Below are 21,268 nucleotides of genomic sequence, written 5' to 3'. Positions count from 1 at the left end.
CTGACGAATCCCAATATCATGTGCGTTCGACTCCTTCGGTGGCAGTTTGCCCGCAGAAAAGAAAGACGCCCCTCGGTCGGGGCGGCTTCTTCGCAAGCGTTGCATCACAGTATTACGCTTTCGTACGCGAAAACCAGTTCATGATCAGCATCGTGCAGATGATGCCGAGTATGGACAGCGCCAGCAAGTAGTGCGAGTACGAATCGATCGGGCCGACGTGATATTTGAGCGGTTCGATCATCGGCTGGCCGATGCTCGCCATCGCCGTCATCGTATGGCCGTCCATCGAGCTCGACTTGGCGCTGGCCGATATGACCTGCGGCGCCTGCAAGCCGAATACGGGCGTATCGCCCGCTTGCGGCGCCGAGCGGTCCTCGTAGACGAGCGAGAACAGGAAGCTGAACATGAACAACGCGAGGCAAAAGGCGATTACCGCCGTCAAATTGCGGCGCATTTTGAACGATATCGCATACATCCGCTCGGCAACCGGTATGCGCCACGTTTCATCTTCGTAAATCCGGTCCATCACTTTGCGGGAAATCGGGTACGGCTCTTCCGGTACGTCGTCTGTCGTCGCCATCCGGATCAGGTCCCCCGTTTCTTTCCAGAATTGAAACTCCTCCGCGCATGCGCTGCAGTGATCGATATGCTTGTCGACCGCCTGCCGCCTCAGGTCATCATTTGGAAGATCCCAATAGAGACCAAATAACTCCTGAATTTCGCTGCACTTCATCATCGCTTCATCCCTTCGTACTCTTGCAATATCGGTTCCTCGAAATAAGGCTCGAGCTGCAGCTTCACGCTCGCCCGGGCCCGGAACAGAAGCGACTTGACCGAACTCACCGTCTGTCCCAAAATGTTGGCGATTTCCTGGTAATCGAGCTGATCGTATTCGCGCAAAATGAGCGCCGACCGCTGCTTCTCCGGCAAGCCGTTGATCGCGTCGCGAACTTTGCTCACTTTCTCGTTGCGCAGCACGGTTTGCTCCGGCATGGCGCCGTCCGGCGCCAGCGGCGTGTGGCCGCTCTGGTCGAGCGATACTTGCTGGCTTTTATGCTTGCGCAGCTCGCTCAGCACCGTATTGCGCGCGATCGTGTAGAGCCATGTCGAGAACGACGCCTCCACTTCGCGGAACGAGCCCAGGCTGCGATACGCTTTATAGAACGTCTCATTGCACAGATCTTCCGCAATCGCCTCAAGCTGCGAGCTTTTCAGCATATGGTATATGAAAGCAAGGATCTTCCGTTCGTAACGACGCATGAGCTCGTTATAGGCTTGAACGTTGCCATCCTTGATTTCGCGGATCAACTGGGAATCGGTCATTACGAGGCGACCCTCCTTGACGCAAGGTCTGCCTCCCAGCTACACAAGTTTTACTTCGCCAGGAGGAAAAAGTTGCGGCTCATTTTCCGATTTTTTGCGCCGGCCCGTCGAAAACGTTGCCGGTACTCGTCCGAAATCGCTTTCGCGCATCATATCCAGATTTAAAGATTCGGTGCAAGCCGCGAAAATCCTCTTTTTTCGACACCGTTTTTGGAGCAAAAGCACAAGCACCGGGTAGGCATTCGTCACATACTATACCGATAGACGTATCGTTTCGCCGTACTATTTATCAGAATTTCTTATTCATCAGCCAAGTTTTATTAATAAAATGCGGCAGCGCGGATTCGCTGTCATGGCTGTCCGTCTGCACCGCGCAAAGGAGAATGTCCAATGCAATGGCTCAATCGGCTACAAAAAGAACTGGATGCGCTGCGCGCACCGACGGCAGCCGAGCTGTTCGCCGCGCTGCAAGCGGCACCCTGCACGAAGGAGGACCTCGCTGCCTTCGTTACGGAACCGGAGGCGGGACGTGCGTACGGACGCAACGTGCTGTACAGATCGAATCATGTTGAAGCTATCGTCGTTCATCTGCCGCCCGGGGCTGCAACATCGGTTCACGATCACGGGGATTCCGTCGGCTGCGCCAAAGTTGTGGAAGGCGAGCTTTGCAACGCGATTTATCGGAAATCGGATTATGGCATGGCTGCCGAGACGGGAGCGGTGACCGTCGCTGCCGGCAAGCACGTTTTTGCGCCGCATGGCCAAATTCACCAAATGCGAAGCAGCGGGAACGGGCGCACCGTTTCGCTTCATCTGTATGCGCCGCCTATAGCCGGCATGAAGATTTACGTCCCTGAAGAGCTTGCAGTACTCGACTATGTCATCTGATGGCGTTCGTTTGGTTAAATTTGGAACCGACGCCTATATTGTAGCACAGCAATCGCTTAATGGGTCACGATGCGCAAAAAAAATCAAGCATAATGCCGCCGAAGCGCGATTATGCTTGATTTTTTCTTGTATATAGCCTTTTTTGGCCGTTTACCCTTTCACTGCACCAGCCGTAAGGCCGCCCGTAATCCGTTTCTGGAACAACGTGTAAAAGACGAGCACCGGTCCCATGGAAACAAGCAGCGCGGCGAACAGCGGCCCCCACTCCGTCCTGTACTGCATCTCCCCCTGCATGACGGCGACCGCCACCGGTATCGTATATTTCGCGGGATCGTTTACGAGCACGAGCGCAAAAATATATTCGTTCCATATGTTCAGCACCGTCACGATTGCGACGGAAATGAGACCCGGTCGGGCGAGCGGCAGCATGACGCGGAAAAATACAGCGTAGTGGGACGCGCCGTCGATCGCCGCCGCTTCCTGCAGCTCGCCGGGCAGCGTCCGGAAGAAGCCGACGAGCACAAAGACGTTAAACGGCACGGCCGCAACCGTGTACACGATAACGAGTCCGAGCAAGCTGTTCGTCAAATGAAAATCGTTCAGCAAAAAGAACAGCGGGATTATGCCGAGAAACGTCGGAATCATTAAATACATCAAATAGGAATAGTACAGCAAGCCTCGCCCCGCAAACGCAAAGCGGGCAATGATATAAGCGGTCATCGCCGACAATAAAACAGCAAGAACGGTGCTGGCCGCCGTCACAACGAACGAATTGACGAAATAGCTGCCGAAATGGTACTTCATCCATACACTGGAAAAATTCGACCAAAGGAGCGGAAGCTTCGGCGCATCCCACGGCTTCCCGAGCAAAAACTGCTGATTGTCCTTCAGCGAGTCAAGCACGGTCCATACAAGCGGATAAATGACGCAGATCGCCCATCCGACCAAAGAAACGTTCACAAACAACCGCCAAAACGGATTTTTTACGCCGCGCATCATACGCATTCCCCTTCTACGAAAGTTCTATCGCGTCGCGCTTCATAAGACGCTGCAAGGCAACCGTCGTAATGAGCGACAGCACGAGGATGAGGACGCCGATGGCCGAACCGTAGCTGAACTTTCCGTATTTGAAGGCGTTGAAATACAGATAGGAGCCCATCACCTGCGTCGCATTGTCCGCGCCGCCTTCGAACGTCATGATCGTGACGATGACGAACGAGCCGTTCAACGTCGTTACGACGATCCAGATGACCGACGTCTGCACTTGCTCCCATACGAGAGGCAGCGTAACTTTCCAAAATTGCTGCCACTGCGTCGCGCCGTCAAGATGGGCCGATTCGTACAGCGACTCCGGAACGCTCATTATGCCTGCCACCAGCAAAATGACGGAAAATCCGATTCCGGCCCAGATGGAAGGCGGCAGCAAGGCGAAGATGGACCATTTGCCGCCCAGCCAGGCGTAATCGAAAGGCTGCTTCGTAAACAGCGAAATAAACGAATTCAAAAAGCCGACGTTCGGATTGTACACATACCGCCACAGCACCCCGACGACGACGACCGACAGAACGTTCGGAAAGAAAAAGACGGTGCGGTAAAAGCCCGAACCTTTTACGTTCAACCGGGTTAACGCCACCGCGAAGAAGAGAGACAAAATCATGAAGCCGATAACTTTCCCGGCAACCAAAATGTAATCGTTGCGTATCGCTTTCGGCAGCACGTCGTCGTGCAGCATCTCTTTAAAATTGCCGAGTCCGATAAAATTGTACGATTCCGAGCCGCCCGACCAGTCGAACAGGCTGAGGTAAATACCTTTGAACATCGGGTAAACGGCAAAAACCGCATAAAGCGCAAGCGTCGGAACGATGAAGGAAGCGATGAAGAGGTTGCGCTTCATGCGGCTCTTTCCGGCAAAGTCGTTTCCTTTCATGGCACAGCGTCCTTCCAGCCTATAAAATGTAGAGAACGCAATAGGGGAATTGTCCATTCCCCTATTGTCCCGCCGCCTGTTCGGCAGCTTACTTATTTACTTTGGCGCGAGCCTTATCGGCTGCCGTCTCCATGCGGTCCGCCCATTGCTCCGGGGTAATCTCGCCCTTGGTCAGCGCGAGCGTCGCGTCGTTCCTCACTTTGACAAGGTCTTCCGGAATCGTCACTTCGGGAGCGACGACCGTGTTCGGCGAACTGTAGTATTTGGCCGCTTCGATCGTCAGAGCGGTCGCTTTCGTGCCGGCCAGATCCGCCTTGATGTTGGACGGCGCTTTGGACATTTCGGCCCATTGCTTCGCTTGTTTTTCCGTAAAGATGTATTGCAGGAACGCTTTGGCCGCTGCCGGATTTTTCGCTTTCTTCGCAACGGCGACCGTCGACGTGTACGGATTGGCGACAAATTTGCCGCCGCTCGGCTGGCCGATCGAAGGAACGAAGCCGAACTCGAAGCCTTGCGGTATGTCTTTCGCCATCTCGCCCTCGACCCAGATGCCGGTCGGAATGAACGCCGCTTTATGCTGCAGCCATTGCGACTGGGAATCGGTATGGTTCAGCGCCGGCGAAGCTTTGTCGATAAACCCTTTATCGCGCATCTGCACAATTTCGCCCAGCGCCTTCATGACCGGCTCGCTCTTGAATACGCCTTTTTCCAGCGCATTGATCCGTTTAATGATCGAGCCGTCGTAGTTGTTGAACGCTACCGTCGCCGGATCGAGCAGGGCGCCGTTTATATAGTACGGATATACGCCCGTATGAATGTAGACGCTCATGCCGCCTGCGGCTTTAATTTTATCGCCTACCGCGAGGAAGCTGTCCCAATCCTTCGGCGCGTCCCAGCCGTTCTTCGCAAACAGCGCCTTGTCGTAAAATGTGCCCCACGAGCCGAAGACGAGCGGCACGGCGTGATACTTGCCCGCTTGGTATTCTTCCGGCTTCGCGATCAGCAGGTCGAGAATCGGTTTGCCGTCGACGTTCTTCGCGCCTTTCAGCCAATCCGTAATGTCCATCAGCTGATCGTCGATAACCATTTGTCTCGTGTTTGAGCCCGCTCCGTCGATATAGACGAAGTCGGGCGGATTGCCCTGGATCCAGCGCGGCTTCATCTGGTCGTTAATTTTCGGGCCTGCGGATTCTTTGATTTTCAAATCCGGGTGCAGCTTCTGGAACTCGGAAATGACCTGCTTCCACCACGTATCGCCGTAGCCGCCGACAAAATATTGAATCTCGAAGTCGCCGCTCAGCTTCGGCTCTTCGGCCGGCTTCGCGTCGGCGGGCTTCGTGTCCGCCGGTTTCGAGTCCGCAGGCTTCGCGTCCGCCGGCTTGGACGCATCTCCCTGCTTCGCGGGCGTCCCTCCCGCGGCCGGTTTATCCGCGCCGCCTCCGCAGCCCGCCAGCGCAAAAATTACAAACAGCACCATACTCCATGTCATCCATGTTCTGGACACTCGTGCCATTGCGGCCCCTCCCAAATAATGGTTATGTCACCCATCCCCATCATAGCGATTCGGTCCGCAAGCGAACATGGAATATGGTACTGCAAATGTTGAAAAAAGTTCTGAATTTGAACCGCAACTTCAGGCTGCCCGAGAAAGTATGGCTGCGCTGCGGACCTAAGAATGCGGGTCTCCGGCTTCGTTGAAATCGTGTTCCTTTGAGTTCGAAACCATGGTGGGAACACGATTTCAAAGGCGCACGCTACGTTCTCCGCCCCACATTCCCATCCTCCGCTCCGCCTTTCTCCGGCAACCTGGGACTTCCAGCTCAGCGGCTTTTGGCGACGGCGATTTGCTGCAGCTGATCGAGCGCCTGCTGCGGCGTCAGCTGGCCGAGCAGGACGGATTGCCCCATATTCCGCGTCGCATCCAGCACGGCGGACCACGCCGGGACGCTGTACGGATAAAACTTGGCGGTCTGCAGCGAGTCCAGCGTTTGCTTCAGAGAGCTATCCTGGGCCGCCAGCTTCCCGCCGACCGTGCGGGTAACCGGAAGAAGCCCTTCCCGCAAAATAACGTCCTCGTAGCGGCCGTCCTCGTACAAAAAATCGAGAAACTGGGACAGCGCCTTCTTGTCCGTATGATCGGTCTTGAACGCCATCAGCATGTCCTGAACGCCGAATACGAACGGAGGTATCCCTTTTTTCACGGGAATCGGCCCGAGGCGCCATTTTAAGCCGGGAAATTCGCGCGGAACGACCGCGGTAAAATAGTTGCCGGATATCATCATGCCGAGCTTGCCGTTGCCGAGAATGCGCTGCTTCTCGTCGCGCGTCGTCACCGTCGGCTCCGCGTCCGTCAGCCCTTTCTCGTACAGATTCAGGAGGAAAGTGAGGCCTTCGACGTTTTCCGGGGAATTGATCGTCCATTTGCCGTCCTTCATCCACCCGCCGCCCGCGCCGATAAAAAAGTAGGACAAATAAGCCCAAATTTCGTTGTCCGTAAAATCGAGCCCGAAGCCGTCCTCGCGCTTCAGCTCTTTAATTTTCCGCGCGGTTTCCTCCAGCTCGGTCCACGTCCGCGGCGGCTCCGCAATGCCCAGCTCGTCGAAAATATCTTTGTTGTAATACATTTCCCGGGTGGAGGCTACGTACGGGAGCGCATACAACACTCCGCCCATCGTCCCGTTATTCAGCAGAACGGGATAAAAGCGGCTTTTGAGCGCCGGCGACACGATATCCTCCATGCTGCTCAGCAAGCCGTCTCTCGCAAAATGAGCGTACACGTTCGTGATCAGCAAGTCCGGCGGCTGATTTTTGCTGATCATCGTGTTATAAGCGCTGTCGAGAAAGTCCCAGTTGATGACCTGCAGCGCGATTTCCACATCGGGATGAATGGCCTCGAAATCTTTCACCAAGCTTTCGAACTGCGGCTTGGTCGCCGTACTGTATTCCGGCACGACGAACGAAATGACCCGTTTGGCGGCATCGCGAGGGGGTCCATCTTGCTCCTGAACCCCGATGCATCCGCCGAGCTGAGCGGCCAAGAGGAGAAGCGCCGCGATGCCAAGCGCCAGCTTGCCCTTGTTCATATGATCAGTCTCCCCCCCGCTTACCTTTCGACAATCGGAAAGAGCAGCTGCTGGTTTTGCTGCGAGTACATGTTGTCTTTCGTAATGACGAGAGATTCGACGTACTGCTTCGGATTCGCCTTGATCCCGCTCAGCAGCTGCACGGCCGACTTGATCGACAGGAACCCCATATTAAAGGGCTTCTGTACGACCGTTGCCTGCACGACTCCCTCTTCCAGCAGCTTGACGATATAGATGGAGCTGTCGAAGCCGATGAGCTTGATTTCGCCCGTCAAAGCTTTTTCCTTGATCGCCCGTGCTGCCCCCAAAGTCATTTTCTCGTTCAAGCAAACGATGCCTTTGACGTCGGAGTGCGATGCCAGAAGCAGCTTGGCCGTCTCGTACGCACGGTCTTCCGTTCCTTCGCTCGTGAAGGTGCCGATGTACTCGGCTTGCGGCGAGCCGCTGAGGGCGGCTCTAACGCCTTCTTCCCGCTCCGCCGCTTCTGCGGCACCGTTCGCGCTTTTCAAAATGAACGCTTTCGAGGCGTTTGCCGTCAGTTGCCCGGCCAGATGGAGCCCGGCTCGTTTGCCGGCTTCGGTCTGATCGGTGGCGATAACGCTCTCGGTTGCACCGGCGTTCGACGCCGTATCGACCGAGACGAGCTTGATTCCGGCTTTTTTGATTTTGTCCACGGACGGCTTCAGCTTCGCTTCGTCGGTTGCGGCGAGGACGATGGCGTCGGGCTTTTTGGCAATCGCTTCGTTCACGGCTTTGATTTGCCCGTCGGCATCGCTCTCCGACAGCGGGCCAGCGATTTCGGCGTTCACATCGAACCGTTTCGCTGCGGCTTTCACCCCTTCGCCGAACGTTTGCCAAAACTCCGACCGGATGTCGCCCGATTTCATAATGACGGCAATTTGCCGCGTTTTGCCACCCGACATGCGCAGCGTTTCTACGCCGTATACGGCAAACAGTCCCGCCGCGAGGACGAGCAGCACGGAGATGAGCAATGTTCTTTTGTGCATGCCCGAAGCTCCTTTCTATTCGCACTTGGGGAGCACGAGCGTCACTTCGGTCCCTATTCCCGCCTCGCTCTTGACCGCGACGCCGTAATCGTCTCCGAGCAGCCTGATTCGCTCGCCTACGTTCGGCACGCCGATGCCGCCGCTCGGGTTCGCCTGCCGCTTGCCCATTTGCTCCAGCTTGTCCGGGGGAATACCGATGCCGTTATCGGTTACTTTCAGCACGATAACCCCTTCCGCCTCGTGGCCGCTGATGGTGATTTCGCCGAGGCCGGGCTTGTTTTTGATGCCGTGGTAAATGGCGTTTTCGACGAGCGGCTGCAGCACAATTTTCGAAACTTTGCAATGCCATATGCGCGGATCCACATCGATCCGGTAGTCGAGCTTGTTTTTGTACCGCATCTTCTGGATGAGCAAATAGTTGGACACGTGCTCGAGCTCGAGGCGAATCGGGATCATGTCCTCGCTCTTGTTGATGATGGCGCGAAACAGCTTGGATAACGACGACGTCATTTGCACGACCTCGGCGCTCTTTTGCCGCTCCGCCATCCAAATGATCGAGTCCAGCGTGTTGTACAGAAAATGCGGGTTGATTTGCGCCTGCAGCAGCTTCATCTCGCTTCTGCGCTTCAGCTCCTCGCCGGCGATAATTTGCTCCATCAGCTCTCTGATTTTGCCGACCATAATGTTGAACGTGCGGCCGAGCTGCCCGATTTCGTCGGTGCTGTGAATGTCCGAGCGGATGTCGAGGTTCCCCTTCTCGAGCTGCTTCATGCTGCCCTGCAGCTGCCTGATCGGCATGGAAAGGCGCCGCGACAGCGTAAAGGAAAGCAGCAGCGCGACCGCCACCCCGAGCACGCACCAAAATAAATAGGACAGCTTAAACTGCGTCTGATTCGCGATCAGCTCGCTCGCATAGGCGACGCCGACGATTTTCCAGCCGAACGGAGTGTCCCGGAACGTGTAGATCCGCTTCTCTCCTCCGTCGCTCGTAATGAAGCTGCCGCTGCTTTTGTTCTGCAGCCATTCGATCGATTCGGTCTCGAGATTGCTGTAGATGAGCTGCTGCCGCGGATGGTAAACGATATTCCCGTCGCGGTCGACGATGAACACGTAGCCGCGCTTGCCGAGCTTGATATGGCTGCAAATGTCGTTGATGACCTTCAAGTTCAAGTCGACTAGCAAAATCCCTTCGCCCGCAATGCCGTCCGCGCTTTTCAGCTCGCGGCTTAGCGAAACGACCCAGCGGTATTCGTTCTGGATGATATTTTGCACGTGGGGCGCGGAGATGACCGATTTGCCGCTCTCTTTCCGCGCATTTTTGTACCACGGCTGATCTTCGAGCTTTGCATTCGGATTCAAGCTTGTAATTCTCCGGTCGGAGACGAAGCGGCCGTTATAGCCGAACACCATGATGGAGGCAATGTCGGTACGCGTAATGAGAATCGACTGAAACAGATCGGAAATACGCTTTTCGTACGGCCTCCGGTCCGTCTCGCTGACGAAGCTGGTGCCGGATATGTAATATTTCACGTCTTTGTTCGTCAGCGCCAGCGTAGAGATGTTCTCCATGTTCGTTACGTACGACTGAATGTTCATCCCAACCTGCTGGATAATTTCCGAAATGTAGCGCTCCGAGTTCGTTTCCACCGCATCCGCCGACAACCGGTAGGAGATGAAGCTGATGACCGTAATCGACAGCAAAATGAGGCAGGAGAACGAGACGGAAATGCTCGACTGAATGCTCTTGAATTTGAACAAACCGGGAAGAGCTTTGCGGTCGATGGCCATCACCGCCTTGCCTTCGTCAGCCTGTCGCGGAATTCGGTCGGGCTCAGGCCGGTTTGCTTCTTGAACTGCACGCTGAAATATTGCGGATCGCTGTAGCCTACTTTGGCGGCAACCTCATACGACTTGAGCGGGGCGAGCAAAAGCTCTTTCGCCTTCTCCATCCTAAGCCGCGTCGCAAATTCCATAATCGTTTGATCCGTTTGCTGTTTGAAAATGGTGCTCAAGTAGCTTTTGCTCAAATGAACGTGACGGCACACTTGCCGCACCGAAAAATGCTCGTCTGCAAAATGCTCTTCGATGTAGGCGATGGCGCTGCGCACCCCGGCCTGGGCAAAATCGCCCCGCTGCCCGGAGAGCTGCGAGACCGCTTCACAGCATAGATCCTTTAGCCAGAGCTCCGTATCGTGAAGTGTCGTGAAACGATGAATGTCGGCGAGAGTCTGTTCGAGGTGTGCGAACAACGGGGTGTCGCTTTGGCAAAGCTCGCGCATGATGTTCATCATGGCAATGATGACGGCTTGAATGTGGAGGCAGCATCCGTCGGCAGGAAGCAAAGTGCTTCTCAGATCGGCGATAAATTGCCCGACAAGAGCTTCGGCTTCCTCGGACGTGCCTGTTTTTAACAACGCGGCAAACTTGTTGCCCCAATCCTGATTCGGCTGCTTCGGCGCGGTGCTCGCGCCTTCCATGTCGCGGATGCTGATGATGCGGTTTTTGCCGAGCACGAAACGGTAACCGGCGGCAGCGGCGGAGCTTTGGTAGGAACGGGGCAAATCGCCGAGCTTGGCGCAAACTTCGCCGATCCCTATGGTGACGGTGAATTTGAGGAACGTTTCCGTGCAGCGGCGCAGCTCCTCGGCTACGTGAAAGGCCATCTCATAGAGCGGCGTCTCCTCCATCCCGAAGAGCAGAACGGCGATCGTTTCTTCTCTCGTCCGGAAAACGACCGCCTGCTTTTCTTCCGCAACATCGAGCGCCACGTTGTAGGCGGCGAAGCAGGGCAGGTCCAGGCCGCTGCGCCACCTTTCCTGCCGCAGCTTGTCCAAATCGTCGATATGGACCGTCAGCACGAGGCAAGGCGGGCAAACCGGCGGAAGCCCGAAATCGTGCAGGTTGCTTAGGACCTCGTCCTCGCTTACCGGTTCGTTCATGAGCCGCTCGAGAAACCGTTCCTTGAGCAGCGGCATGCTCTGGTGAAGCTTCGCGCTGAGCTGCTGCAAGCTGAGGCGGCTAGCGGCCTCGCGGTCCATATCCAGCTTCACTTTATCGAGCATTGCTCTAAGCTCGCCGGCGGTCATCGGTTTGACGATAAAGTCGTACACTTTGAGCCGCAGCGCCTGCTGGGCATAGTCAAAATCGTCATATCCCGTCAAAATGATCACTTTCGTATGAGGAGAAACGGTCTGGATTTGCCGCGCAAGCTCGATCCCGTCCATATACGGCATGCAAATATCGGACAAAATCAAGTCGGGTTTATGCTTCCGGGCTGCCGCCAGCGCTTCCGAACCGTCGGAGCACTCCGCTGCGACTTCAAAGCCGTGGGAATTCCAATCGATACACTCGATAATGCCTTCTCGTACTTCTTCGTCGTCGTCGACGATGATGATTTTGTACACGCCGCGCCCTCCCCTCTGCTGATCTCGGCTACATCGGCCCGGAATCCAAAAAAAATACCGCCCGACGTATCAGCGGCCGCACATAGTGCAATATCGGATAGGAGTGGAGAGAAACCATACTGTACTTTTATTATATGAATCCGTTTTCATTTTGTCAACAACTTTTTGAAAACGTTTTATCGGATTTTGAAAGCGGTTGTTTCGGGGGATCCCCCCTTTTTTTGTCCGGCTACACGTTCACGGCGTAATGGTGAGCGCGCAGCAGCTGCGCCGCCATGTCCACGTCCCGCTCGTTGCGAAACGACAGCCGAAGTACGCCGGGCACGTCCTCGCGGCTCTCGATAATCTGGATGTTGCTCAAGTTGATGCGTTCGCCGCCCAGCAGCGAAGCGATATGGCCGATGACGCCGGGATGGTCCGGCACGTCGACGTACAAATCGTACAGCGGCGTAATGATCCCTTTCCGCCGCTCGGGCAGCTCCTTGCGGAATTGCCCCGCTTCGGCGAACTCCCGCTCGATGCCGGCGGCGTCGCCGTCCTGCAGCATGGAGATAAACCGCTCGATCTCGCCGTTCCAGTCGGCGAGCAGCCGCAACAGCACATCGCGGTTATTGATCAGGATGTCGCGCCATATCGTCGGCTCGCTGGAAGCGATGCGGGTAATGTCGCGGAACCCCCCCGCCGCCAGCTGCTGATACATCGCATTGCCGTCGTTGTAGCGGCGAATTTGATTGACGAGCGCGACGGCGATCACGTGCGGCAAATGGCTGATGGCGCCGACAATGTCGTCGTGCTGACGGGAGTCCATTTTCACGATGTGGGCTTTCGTATGCTTGAGCAGCGCTTCGAGCTTTTGCACGATTTCGGGCGGCGTACCGGGCTGCGGCGTCAGCACGTAATAGGCGTTCTCGAACAAATGCGAAGACGCGGCTTCGACGCCGGAACGCTCGGAGCCGGCCATCGGATGGCCGCCGATGAAATAGATATCGCTGCCCATCAGCTTGCCTGCAGCGGCCACGACGGACGCTTTGGTGCTGCCGACGTCCGTAATGATGCAGCCGGGCTTCAGCTTATATTGCTGCAGCTGCGCCAAATACGATTCCAGCAGCCCTACGGGAACGCAGACGAAAATGACGTCCGCCGCCTCCGCCGCCTCCTGCATCGAAGTCGTCGCGTCGTCGACGACGCCCCGCTTCACATATTTGTCCACAGATTCGGGACGGTTCGAATGGCCGATGACCCGAATGCCGGGCTTGCCCTTGAAGCATAGGGCGAGCGAGCCGCCGATCAGGCCGACGCCGAAAATGGCGATAGTTGTCAATTGCATTCAACCTTTACTGTAAAATCTGGAAACGATGAAGAAAAAGCCGGCGCGTTATGCGCCGGCTCCCACTTCGCCGAGCACTTGCTCGAGGGCGGCGACGAACTTCTCGTTCTGTTCGCGGCTGCCGATCGTAACGCGGATTGACGTCGGAAAACCGAGCGCATGTCCGCCGCGGACGATAATGCCTTTGCGCAGCAGCGCTTCGAACACGAGCTTCGCGGGACGACCCACATCGATAAGCATGAAGTTGCCGTGCGCCGGATAAGCGCTCAAGCCGAGACGATCGAGCTCGCCGCTGATGTAGGCGATGCCTTCGGCGTTGCGGTCGCGGCACATGGCGATGAACTCCTGGTCCTGAATGGCGGCGATCGCCGCCGACTGGCCGAACCGGCTCGTATTGAACGGCTCGCGCACCTGATTGATCGTGCGGATGACGTCGGGATGGCCGACGCCGTAGCCTTCGCGCAGCGCGGCAAGACCGTAAATTTTGGAAAAAGTACGCAAAATGATGACGTTCGGGTATTGCTTCAGCAGCTCCAGGCTGCGCGGATATTTGCCGGTCGTGTTGTACTCGCAATAAGCCTCGTCCAAAACGACCAGCACCGAGGACGGAACGGCCTCAAGGAAGCGCTCGACCTCGTCGTGGGTCACCATTGTGCCCGTCGGGTTGTTCGGATTGCACAGCCAGATCACTTTCGTCCGTTCGTTGACGACCGCCAGCATCGCCGGCAAATCGTGCGTTCCTTCCTTTAGCGGCACTTCGATGCATACGGCGCCTTCGATCTCGCAGTTGTGCTTGTATTGCGGGAACGTATGCGTCGCCATAACCGTCTCGTCGCCAGGAACCAGATAGGCGCGCGCGATCATGAGAATAATTTCGTCCGAACCGGCGCCGTAAATGAGCTGGTCCGTCTCTACGCCGAGAAATTTGGCCAATACGCCCGACAGCTCGACGCTGCCGCCGTCCGGGTAGAGCGAAATGTTCTCGAGCTCTTTGACGATCGCTTCTTTCACTTTCGGCGAGCAGCCGAACGGATTTTCGTTCGAGGCCAGCTTAATGACTTCCGTAAGGCCAAGCTCGCGCTTCACTTCTTCAATCGGTTTGCCCGGCTGATATACCGGCAAATGGACAATCGTACGTTTCGGCTGCATGAGCGAATACACCTCTTCATGTTCGTTACAGCGTTAAAGCAGCAATTTATCGACGCTTTCCCTATTGTATATCAGAAAGTCGCCGATTTCCATGCGTTTTTTTCGCCGCGATGACGCGAGCCCCCGCCAGGCTGCCGCCTGACGGAGGCTTATCTTTTCAATGGATCGGTTCATGCTGCCCGGGACAGGCGGAACGGAGGATGGGAATGTAAGCCTTGGAGCTACAAGTTTTGCGTAGCAAAACTCGCTTCGTAAGCATAAGCCATTGAACTCGCGTTCCAACCTTGCTTGCAAATTCATAGGAACGCGAGTTCAATGAAGCCGGCGACCCACATGCTTAGGTCCGCAGTGCCGCCCCACTCTCTCTCGGGCAGTCAGATCAGTTCCCCTTCAATTGCCGGATGAACTCGCGAATTTGCCGCAGCCCCTGCTCCCGCGTCGCTTCGTTTTCCAGCAGCGCTTCCGCTTCCTCGATGCGGCGCACGAGCGCCGAGCCGACGACGACGCCGTCGCAGACGGATTCGAACTTGGCCACTTGCTCGCGGCTTGAGATGCCGAAGCCGATGGCGATCGGCACGTCGGCGGCGGATTTGACCGTATGCAGAAACTCGTCGATGCCGGAGTGGAACTCCGATCTGACGCCGGTTACCCCGAGCGAGGAGACGCAATATACGAAGCCTTTGGCCTGGGTAACGATGCTGCGGATGCGCGCGTTCGACGTCGGCGCCACGAGCGGGATCAAATGCACGCCGTGCCGCTCGGCGAGGCGGCGCACTTCTTCGTTTTCCTCCATCGGCAAATCCGGGACGATCAGTCCGCTGATGCCGTTTTCGTTCAGCAAAGCGAACGTCCGCTCCAAACCGAGCTGCAAAACGGGGTTATAGTACGTAAACAGGATGAACGGCAGCGTAACGCCGGCATTGCGCGCTTCGCGGGCGACTTCGATGCAGCTCCGGATCGTAATCTGGCGCCGCAGCGCCCGCTGCGACGAGCTTTGGATGACCGGGCCATCGGCGAGCGGATCGGAATACGGCACGCCGAGCTCGACGATATCGGCGCCGCCAGCTTCCAGCTCCTTCAAAATGTGCACGGTAAGCTCGAGGCTTGGGTCGCCTACAGTCAGGAACGGGATGAGCGCCGTTTGGCCGGACGACTTCAGTTCGGCGAATTTCTGGTCGATGAGATTCATGCGTCAGCGCCCCCCATCCCCAAATATTTCATGATCGCTTCAACGTCTTTGTCGCCGCGTCCGGACAAGTTGACGACGATAATCTGGTCGCGGCTCATCGCCGGCGCCACTTTCATCGCCTGCGCGATGGCGTGCGCGCTTTCCAGCGCCGGAATGATGCCTTCGGTGCGGCTGAGCAGCTGCAACGCCTCCAGCGCTTCGGCGTCGCTAATCGGCACGTACTCGGCCCGCTTCGTCTCGTGCAAATACGAATGCTCCGGCCCGATGCCGGGATAATCGAGGCCCGCCGAAATCGAGTGCGCCTCCTGCACTTGGCCGTACTCGTCCTGCAGCAAATAGCTCATCGAGCCTTGGAACACGCCGATGCTGCCTTTCGTAATCGAGGCCGCATGCTCCTCCGTATCGACTCCCTTCCCTGCCGCTTCGACGCCGATCAAACGTACGGCTTCGTCGCGCACGAACGGGTAAAAAATGCCCATCGCGTTGCTGCGCCCCCGACGCAGGCAATGACCGCGTCCGGGAGCCGGCCTTCCGCCTCCAGCATTTGCGCCCGCGCTTCGTCGCCGATGACGCGCTGGAAGTCGCGCACCATCATCGGATACGGATGCGGGCCGACGACGGAGCCGAGAATGTAAAACGTGTCGTCAACATGGCTGACCCAGTAGCGCAGCGCCTCGTTGCCGGCGTCCTTGAGCGTGCGCGAGCCGGAGACGACAGGCACGACTTCGGAGCCGAGCAGCTTCATGCGGAATACGTTGAGCTGCTGGCGCTGCGTATCGATTTCGCCCATGAACACTTTGCATTCGAGCCCGAGCAATGCCGCCACCGTGGCGGTCGCGACGCCGTGCTGGCCGGCGCCGGTTTCCGCGATTACCTTCTTTTTGCCCATCCGCTTTGCCAGCACCGCTTGGCCGATCGTGTTGTTGATTTTGTGCGCGCCGGTATGGTTCAAATCTTCGCGCTTCAAGTATATTTTCGCGCCGCCGAGCTTTTCGGTCAGACGCTCCGCGTAATAAAGCGGCGTCGGACGGCCGCTGTACTGTTTGAGCAAATATTGGACTTCGGCGATAAATTCGGGGTCCTGCGAGTAGCGGCGATACGCTTCCTCCAGCTCGATCAGCGCGTTCATGAGCGTCTCCGGCACGTACCGGCCGCCGAACTTGCCGAACCTTCCGTGTATGTCAGGCACTTGTATGGTCAACTGAAGCCACCCTTTCGACAAAAGCTTGAATTTTGGCGATGTCCTTCATGCCGTCCGTTTCGACGCCGCTCGATACGTCCACGCCGTCGGGGCGATAGTCCGCTACGAGCGATGCGACGTTGTCCGCCGTCAGCCCGCCGGCGACGAGCAGCTGCACCCCCGCCTCGCGCGCCCAGCGCCGGTAAGGCGGGATGCAATCCCAGGCGAACGTCGTACCCGACCCGCCGCCATACACGGGATCGTGCGTATCGAGCAGGATCGCGTCCACTGTGCCGCGATAGCGGTCCAACTGGGCGGCGACATCGGCATCGGCAGGCACAGCATCCGAATCGCGGGCGATCGAAACGGCCTTAAACAGCTGCACGCCGAACCGCTCGCGGACAGCCGCGCACAGCTCCGGCGATTCCTTGCCATGCAGCTGCACAACGTCGAGCGGAGCTTCCGCCAGCACGGCAGCCAGCTCGTCCAAAGACGGATCGACGAATACGCCGACAGCAAGCGGTGCGGGGCGCCCGGCTGCGTCAGCGCCGGCGCGCAGCTCGCGAATGAGCTGTCCCGCCTGCTGCGGCGTCACCTGGCGCTTGCTCTTCGCAAATACGAAGCCGACGTGCGTTACCGATAGCGGCTTCAACGATTGTATCACGTCCGATGTGCGCACTCCACAAATTTTAACGGCCGTCAGCGGGCCTGAACCGCTCTCCCGTACGTTCACGCTCCCGTTCACCCCCGCAGTCCGTCCATCAAATCGCGCACCGCCTGCTCGACGGAAGGCTGGCGCATAAAGTGTTCGCCGATGAGCACCGCCTTCGCTCCCGCTGCCTGCAGCTCGGCCATATGCGCCGGCGACGAAATGCCGCTCTCGCTCACGACCGTGCGTCCCGCCGGCACGTGCTCGATCAGCTGCCGCGTCGTATCGAGGTCGGTGACGAACGTATGCAGGTTACGGTTGTTGATGCCGATCAGCGTCGCATCCAGCTCCAGCGCGCGCTCCAGCTCCGCGCGGTCGTGCACTTCGACGAGCGCGTCCATGCCGAGCGCGCGCGCCTCGCGCAAAAATTCCTTCATCTGCGCAGTCGTCAAAATCGCCGCGATGAGCAGTATCGCGTCAGCCCCGATCAGGCGCGCTTCATAGATTTGATGCACGTCGATCGTAAAATCTTTGCGCAATAGCGGCAGCGACACCGCCTCGCGCACCGCCTTCAAGTACTCGTTGCTGCCCTGAAAATAATCCGTATCGGTCAGCACCGACACGCAGTCGGCCTGCGCCCGCTCATAAGCCTCGGCCAGCGCAACCGGGTCGAAGTCGGCGCGGATCAAACCTTTGGAAGGCGACGCCTTCTTCACCTCGGCGATCAGCCCTACCGGCCGCCGCCGGCGCTCCGTCAAAGCCCGCTCGAAGCCGAGGCAAGGCGCCATTCCGGCGATGTCCCGCTCCGCCGCAGCGAGCGTGAGCCGCTCTTTCAGCGCGGCAACTTCACGCTGCTTCGTGGCAACGATTTTATCTAAAAACATGATTCAGCTCTCCCGTCACTTGTATAAGCTGCTCCAGCTTCGCCAGCGCCTCGCCCGAATCGATAACGCGCGCCGCCAGCTCGGCTCCTTCGCGCATGGTGTCCGTTTTGCCGGTTACGTAAAAGCTGGCGGCGGAGTTGGCGACGACGATGTCGCGGCACGCCCCTTTCTCCCCTTGCAGCACGCGGCGGATGACCGCCGCATTGTGCGCGGCGTCGCCGCCTTTTACGGCGGCGAGCGGCGACTCGGCCAGGCCGAGATCGGCCGGCGTCAGCTCGAACGTGCGAATGTCGCCGTTTTTCAGCTCAGTTACTTTCGTCGGAGCCGATACGCTAATTTCGTCCAGTCCGTCGAGACTCGCCACGACAAGCGCGCGCTTCACGTTCAGCTCGCGCAGCACGGCGGCCAGCGTCTCCGTCTTGGCGCGGTCAAACACGCCGAGCAGCTGCCTGTCGGCACCGGCCGGGTTCGTCAGCGGCCCGAGCAGGTTGAAAACGGTGCGGAAACCGAGGTCGCGGCGCGGCCCGGCCGCATGCTTCATCGATTGATGGTAAACTTGAGCGAACATGAAGCAGATGCCGATCCGTTCCAGACATTCCCTTGCCTGCTCCGGCGACAGTGCGATCGTTACGCCGAGCGCCTCCAGAACGTCGGCGCTGCCGCATTTGCTTGAGGCGGCGCGATTGCCGTGCTTGGCGACACGCACCCCGCCGGCGGCGGCGACGATCGCCGCCGCCGTCGAAACGTTGATCGTGTCCGCTCCGTCGGCTCCCGTACCGCACGTATCAAGCAGATTCGTGCTCTCGGTGCGCACGGGCGTCGCCATTTGCCGCATAATTTCCGCGAAGCCGGTAATCTCCTCTTCGGTCTCGCCCTTTATTCGCAAAGCCGTCAGCAGCGAGCCGATTTGCGCCGGAGTCGCCGCCCCTTCCATCACTTCCGTCATGACGCTGCGCGCCTCCTGCCGGTCAAGCGCCTGACCGCCGAGCAGTTTGCCTATAGCCTGCTGTATCGTAATCGCCGTTGTCATTTTCGTCCCCTCCCCCAATCGAATCGGCCTTACGGCTGCGGATTCAAATAATAATCTTGATTAATGACCGAAGCTGCCGCTTTCTCCCGCACGCCGAACATTTGCTCCGCCATGCGGATCGCTTTCAGCATCCCTTTCGCTTTGTTGACCGTTTCTTCGTATTCCTTCTCCGGTACCGAATCCACACAATGCCGCCCCGCCTGCACGTACGCCTTGCCCCGCTTGAAAATGATCGTGCGGATCGTAATGCACGTATCGAGGTTTCCCGAGAAGCCGAGATAGCCGATCGCCCCGGCGTAAGCGGCGCGCGCTTCGTTTTCCAGCTCGGCGATAATTTCCATCGCCCGCAGCTTCGGCGCCCCGGATACGGTGCCGGCCGGCAAGCACGACAGAAACGCGTCGAAAAAAATCTTTATCGTGCGCCAGCTGCCCCGAAACGTTAGACACGATGTGCATGACGTGCGAATACCGTTCCACCTGCATGAACGTGTCGCATTTGACGGTGCCGAACTCCGACACGCGCCCGAGATCGTTGCGGCCGAGATCGACGAGCATCAGATGCTCCGCCCGCTCCTTTTCGTCGGCGAGCAGCTCCGCTTCCAGCGCCGCGTCCTCCGCCTCCGTCTTGCCGCGCGGCCGCGTACCTGCGATCGGCCTCGTCTCTACTTTTAAATCTTCGACGCGCACGAGCAGCTCCGGCGACGTGCCGACGATGACCTCGTCGTCCATTTTCAGCACGTACATGTACGGCGACGGGTTAAGCGTCCGCAGCACGCGGTACACGTGAAGCGGAGATACGTCCGTCTCGACCTCGAACCGCTGCGACAGCACCACCTGGAAAACGTCTCCGGCGCGAATGTATGCCTTCGCCGCCTCGACATTCGCCATATACTGCTCCTTTGTCAAGTTCGAGCGCAGCTCGCCGATATCCGCCTCAGCTGCAGGCGTCCCGCGCATGACCTCGATCGGCAGCGGCCGCTTCAGCCGCTCGATCGTCGCTTCGATCTTCGCGCATGTGGCCAGGTAGGCCCGTTCGATGTCGCGGTCCGTTGCCTGCGGCGCGATGTGCACGTTGGCGATCACCTTCAGCTGCTGCTTGACGTGATCGAAGGCGATGACCTGGTCGCAAAACATGAATTTGACGTCGTCCATCTGCAAGTCGTCGACCCGGTGCTTCGGCAGCTTCTCGTAATATTGCAGCAGATCGTAGCCGAAAAATCCGACCGCCCCGCCGGTGAAGCGCGGCAAATCCGACAGCGCCGGGCTCGAGTAGGAGCGCAGGTACGCCTTCAGCAGTTCGACCGGCTTCTCGCGCGAGGTGATCGTTTCCTGCCCCGTTTCGATGCTGACGATGCCGTTTTTGGCGCGGATTTGCAAGAACGGGTCGGTGCCGATGAACGAGTACCGGGCCCATTTGACTCCGCCCTCGACGCTTTCCAGCAGGAACGCCCGCTTCTCCTCGTAAAACTGCTGGAACACGCGGATCGGTGTCTCCATATCGGCCAGAACGTGGCGCACGATCGGGATCAAATTGTACTCGCGGGCCAGCCGAATGACCTGCTCAAGCTCGGGGTTCGCCATCTAACCGCACTCTCCTCTCGATTGGTAGGCACGTGAGCAAATAAAAAAGCCTCTACGTCGCGTAGAGGCATGACAGACAGCATATGGATCATTCCGAATTCGAACAAAGACAGCGCCTCGCTGCAGCGATTCCGGCCTGCAAATTACAGGCAAATACGCCGCTAACGGACCTCTCTTCTCGACTCGTCTCCACTAGGCTCATCTCTTGCTCATGCTCTACTCGCTAAAACTAAAACTCACTCATCTACTTACCAGTATAAAGCCATTCTTAAGCGTTTGTCAATTTCACAATATCCGGACGAAGGCTCATCGCACGTTTCAAGTATACGTGCCGCACCTCGTCCTGCCGCTTGTCGGTATTCACCTGCAGCATCAGGCGAATGCACATCGGCAAGCTGCCTTCGACCGGAATCTCCACCGAGCACATCAGCGGCACGAGCTCCCAGCCGGACATTTGCCGGATCACTTTCGCCGGGAACGTCGCCGTCAAATCGTGCGTCACCGTGATGAACAAGCTGGCGATATCTTCAGGCCGGAACTCGTTTTGGGCGACGATCTCCGTCAGCAATTCGAGTGTGGCGTCCAAAATTTGGTTCTCTTCGTTCGCTTCCACCGTCGTGGCGCCGCGAATGCCGCGTACGTACATG

Annotated in this window: 17 protein-coding genes and 2 pseudogenes; 1 reads left to right on the top strand and 18 read right to left on the bottom strand. The window is 57.8% G+C overall.

Annotation, left to right across the window (positions count from 1 at the left end):
* Positions 1-112 precede the first annotated feature (112 nt).
* Positions 113-736 carry an anti-sigma factor family protein gene (locus SD70_RS06810; RefSeq protein WP_231571078.1) on the bottom strand — a complete coding sequence of 208 codons (624 nt, stop codon included), beginning with the start codon at positions 734-736 and terminating at the stop codon, positions 113-115.
* A complete protein-coding gene (locus SD70_RS06805) occupies positions 733-1,323 on the bottom strand; it encodes an RNA polymerase sigma factor (protein ID WP_041046849.1) in 591 nt (196 codons plus the stop codon). Before SD70_RS06805 ends, SD70_RS06810 begins: the two co-directional genes overlap by 4 nt.
* Before the next feature lie 390 nt (positions 1,324-1,713).
* Between SD70_RS06805 and SD70_RS06800 the strand changes: the two genes are divergently transcribed.
* A complete protein-coding gene (locus SD70_RS06800; protein WP_041046848.1) occupies positions 1,714-2,211 on the top strand; it encodes a cysteine dioxygenase in 498 nt (165 codons plus the stop codon).
* Positions 2,212-2,361: 150 nt separating this feature from the next.
* Here the strand turns inward: SD70_RS06800 and SD70_RS06795 are convergent, their stop codons facing one another.
* The 16 genes and pseudogenes from SD70_RS06795 to aroH form a co-directional block, all read right to left on the bottom strand.
* Positions 2,362-3,210 (bottom strand): carbohydrate ABC transporter permease, encoded by an 849-nt coding sequence (locus SD70_RS06795; protein ID WP_041046847.1) that lies wholly within the window; start codon positions 3,208-3,210, stop codon positions 2,362-2,364.
* 13 nt (positions 3,211-3,223) lie between these two features.
* Positions 3,224-4,138: a carbohydrate ABC transporter permease gene (locus SD70_RS06790; protein WP_041046846.1), complete on the bottom strand. Its 915-nt coding sequence runs from the start codon at positions 4,136-4,138 to the stop codon at positions 3,224-3,226.
* 88 nt (positions 4,139-4,226) lie between these two features.
* The gene (locus SD70_RS06785) at positions 4,227-5,651 is read right to left on the bottom strand and encodes an ABC transporter substrate-binding protein (RefSeq protein ID WP_052487124.1); all 1,425 of its coding nucleotides are present in this window, start codon (positions 5,649-5,651) and stop codon (positions 4,227-4,229) included.
* A gap of 307 nt (positions 5,652-5,958) precedes the next feature.
* Complete coding sequence (locus SD70_RS06780; RefSeq protein WP_041046844.1) at positions 5,959-7,221, bottom strand: ABC transporter substrate-binding protein; 1,263 nt, start codon at positions 7,219-7,221, stop codon at positions 5,959-5,961.
* A gap of 20 nt (positions 7,222-7,241) precedes the next feature.
* Entirely contained in the window at positions 7,242-8,228 is a 987-nt protein-coding gene (locus SD70_RS06775; RefSeq protein WP_041046843.1) for a substrate-binding domain-containing protein, read from the bottom strand.
* A gap of 15 nt (positions 8,229-8,243) precedes the next feature.
* The gene (locus SD70_RS06770) at positions 8,244-10,016 is read right to left on the bottom strand and encodes a cache domain-containing sensor histidine kinase (protein WP_052487123.1); all 1,773 of its coding nucleotides are present in this window, start codon (positions 10,014-10,016) and stop codon (positions 8,244-8,246) included.
* Entirely contained in the window at positions 10,016-11,632 is a 1,617-nt protein-coding gene (locus SD70_RS06765) for a response regulator (protein WP_041046842.1), read from the bottom strand. Before SD70_RS06765 ends, SD70_RS06770 begins: the two co-directional genes overlap by 1 nt.
* 229 nt (positions 11,633-11,861) lie before the next feature.
* On the bottom strand, positions 11,862-12,953 hold the full coding sequence (locus SD70_RS06760; protein ID WP_041046841.1) for a prephenate dehydrogenase: 1,092 nt from the start codon (positions 12,951-12,953) through the stop codon (positions 11,862-11,864).
* A gap of 54 nt (positions 12,954-13,007) precedes the next feature.
* Positions 13,008-14,108 (bottom strand): histidinol-phosphate transaminase, encoded by a 1,101-nt coding sequence (gene hisC, locus SD70_RS06755; RefSeq protein WP_041046840.1) that lies wholly within the window; start codon positions 14,106-14,108, stop codon positions 13,008-13,010.
* Between the two features lie 379 nt (positions 14,109-14,487).
* Positions 14,488-15,297 carry a tryptophan synthase subunit alpha gene (gene trpA, locus SD70_RS06750; protein ID WP_041046839.1) on the bottom strand — a complete coding sequence of 270 codons (810 nt, stop codon included), beginning with the start codon at positions 15,295-15,297 and terminating at the stop codon, positions 14,488-14,490.
* Positions 15,294-16,498, bottom strand: a pseudogene (gene trpB, locus SD70_RS06745) (tryptophan synthase subunit beta). The gene trpA and the pseudogene trpB overlap by 4 nt, the downstream one beginning before the upstream one ends.
* Positions 16,479-17,180, bottom strand: coding sequence for a phosphoribosylanthranilate isomerase (locus tag SD70_RS06740; protein ID WP_041046887.1), 702 nt, complete (start codon positions 17,178-17,180; stop codon positions 16,479-16,481). The pseudogene trpB and the gene SD70_RS06740 overlap by 20 nt, the downstream one beginning before the upstream one ends.
* A gap of 38 nt (positions 17,181-17,218) precedes the next feature.
* A complete protein-coding gene (trpC, locus tag SD70_RS06735) occupies positions 17,219-18,010 on the bottom strand; it encodes an indole-3-glycerol phosphate synthase TrpC (RefSeq protein WP_041046838.1) in 792 nt (263 codons plus the stop codon).
* The gene (gene trpD / locus SD70_RS06730) at positions 17,997-19,040 is read right to left on the bottom strand and encodes an anthranilate phosphoribosyltransferase (RefSeq protein WP_041046886.1); all 1,044 of its coding nucleotides are present in this window, start codon (positions 19,038-19,040) and stop codon (positions 17,997-17,999) included. The genes trpC and trpD overlap by 14 nt, the downstream gene beginning before the upstream one ends.
* Positions 19,041-19,069: 29 nt before the next feature.
* Positions 19,070-20,621: pseudogene (gene trpE / locus SD70_RS06725) on the bottom strand (anthranilate synthase component I).
* A 268-nt stretch (positions 20,622-20,889) separates the two neighbouring features.
* On the bottom strand, positions 20,890-21,267 hold the full coding sequence (gene aroH, locus SD70_RS06720) for a chorismate mutase (RefSeq protein WP_041046837.1): 378 nt from the start codon (positions 21,265-21,267) through the stop codon (positions 20,890-20,892).
* Position 21,268 lies beyond the last annotated feature (1 nt).

This window comes from Gordoniibacillus kamchatkensis (assembly GCF_000829455.1).
GTDB classification, from domain to species: Bacteria; Bacillota; Bacilli; order Paenibacillales; family NBRC-103111; genus Gordoniibacillus; species Gordoniibacillus kamchatkensis.
Note: the sequence above shows the minus strand (reverse complement) of the source record. Positions and strands in the feature narration are given on the sequence as shown.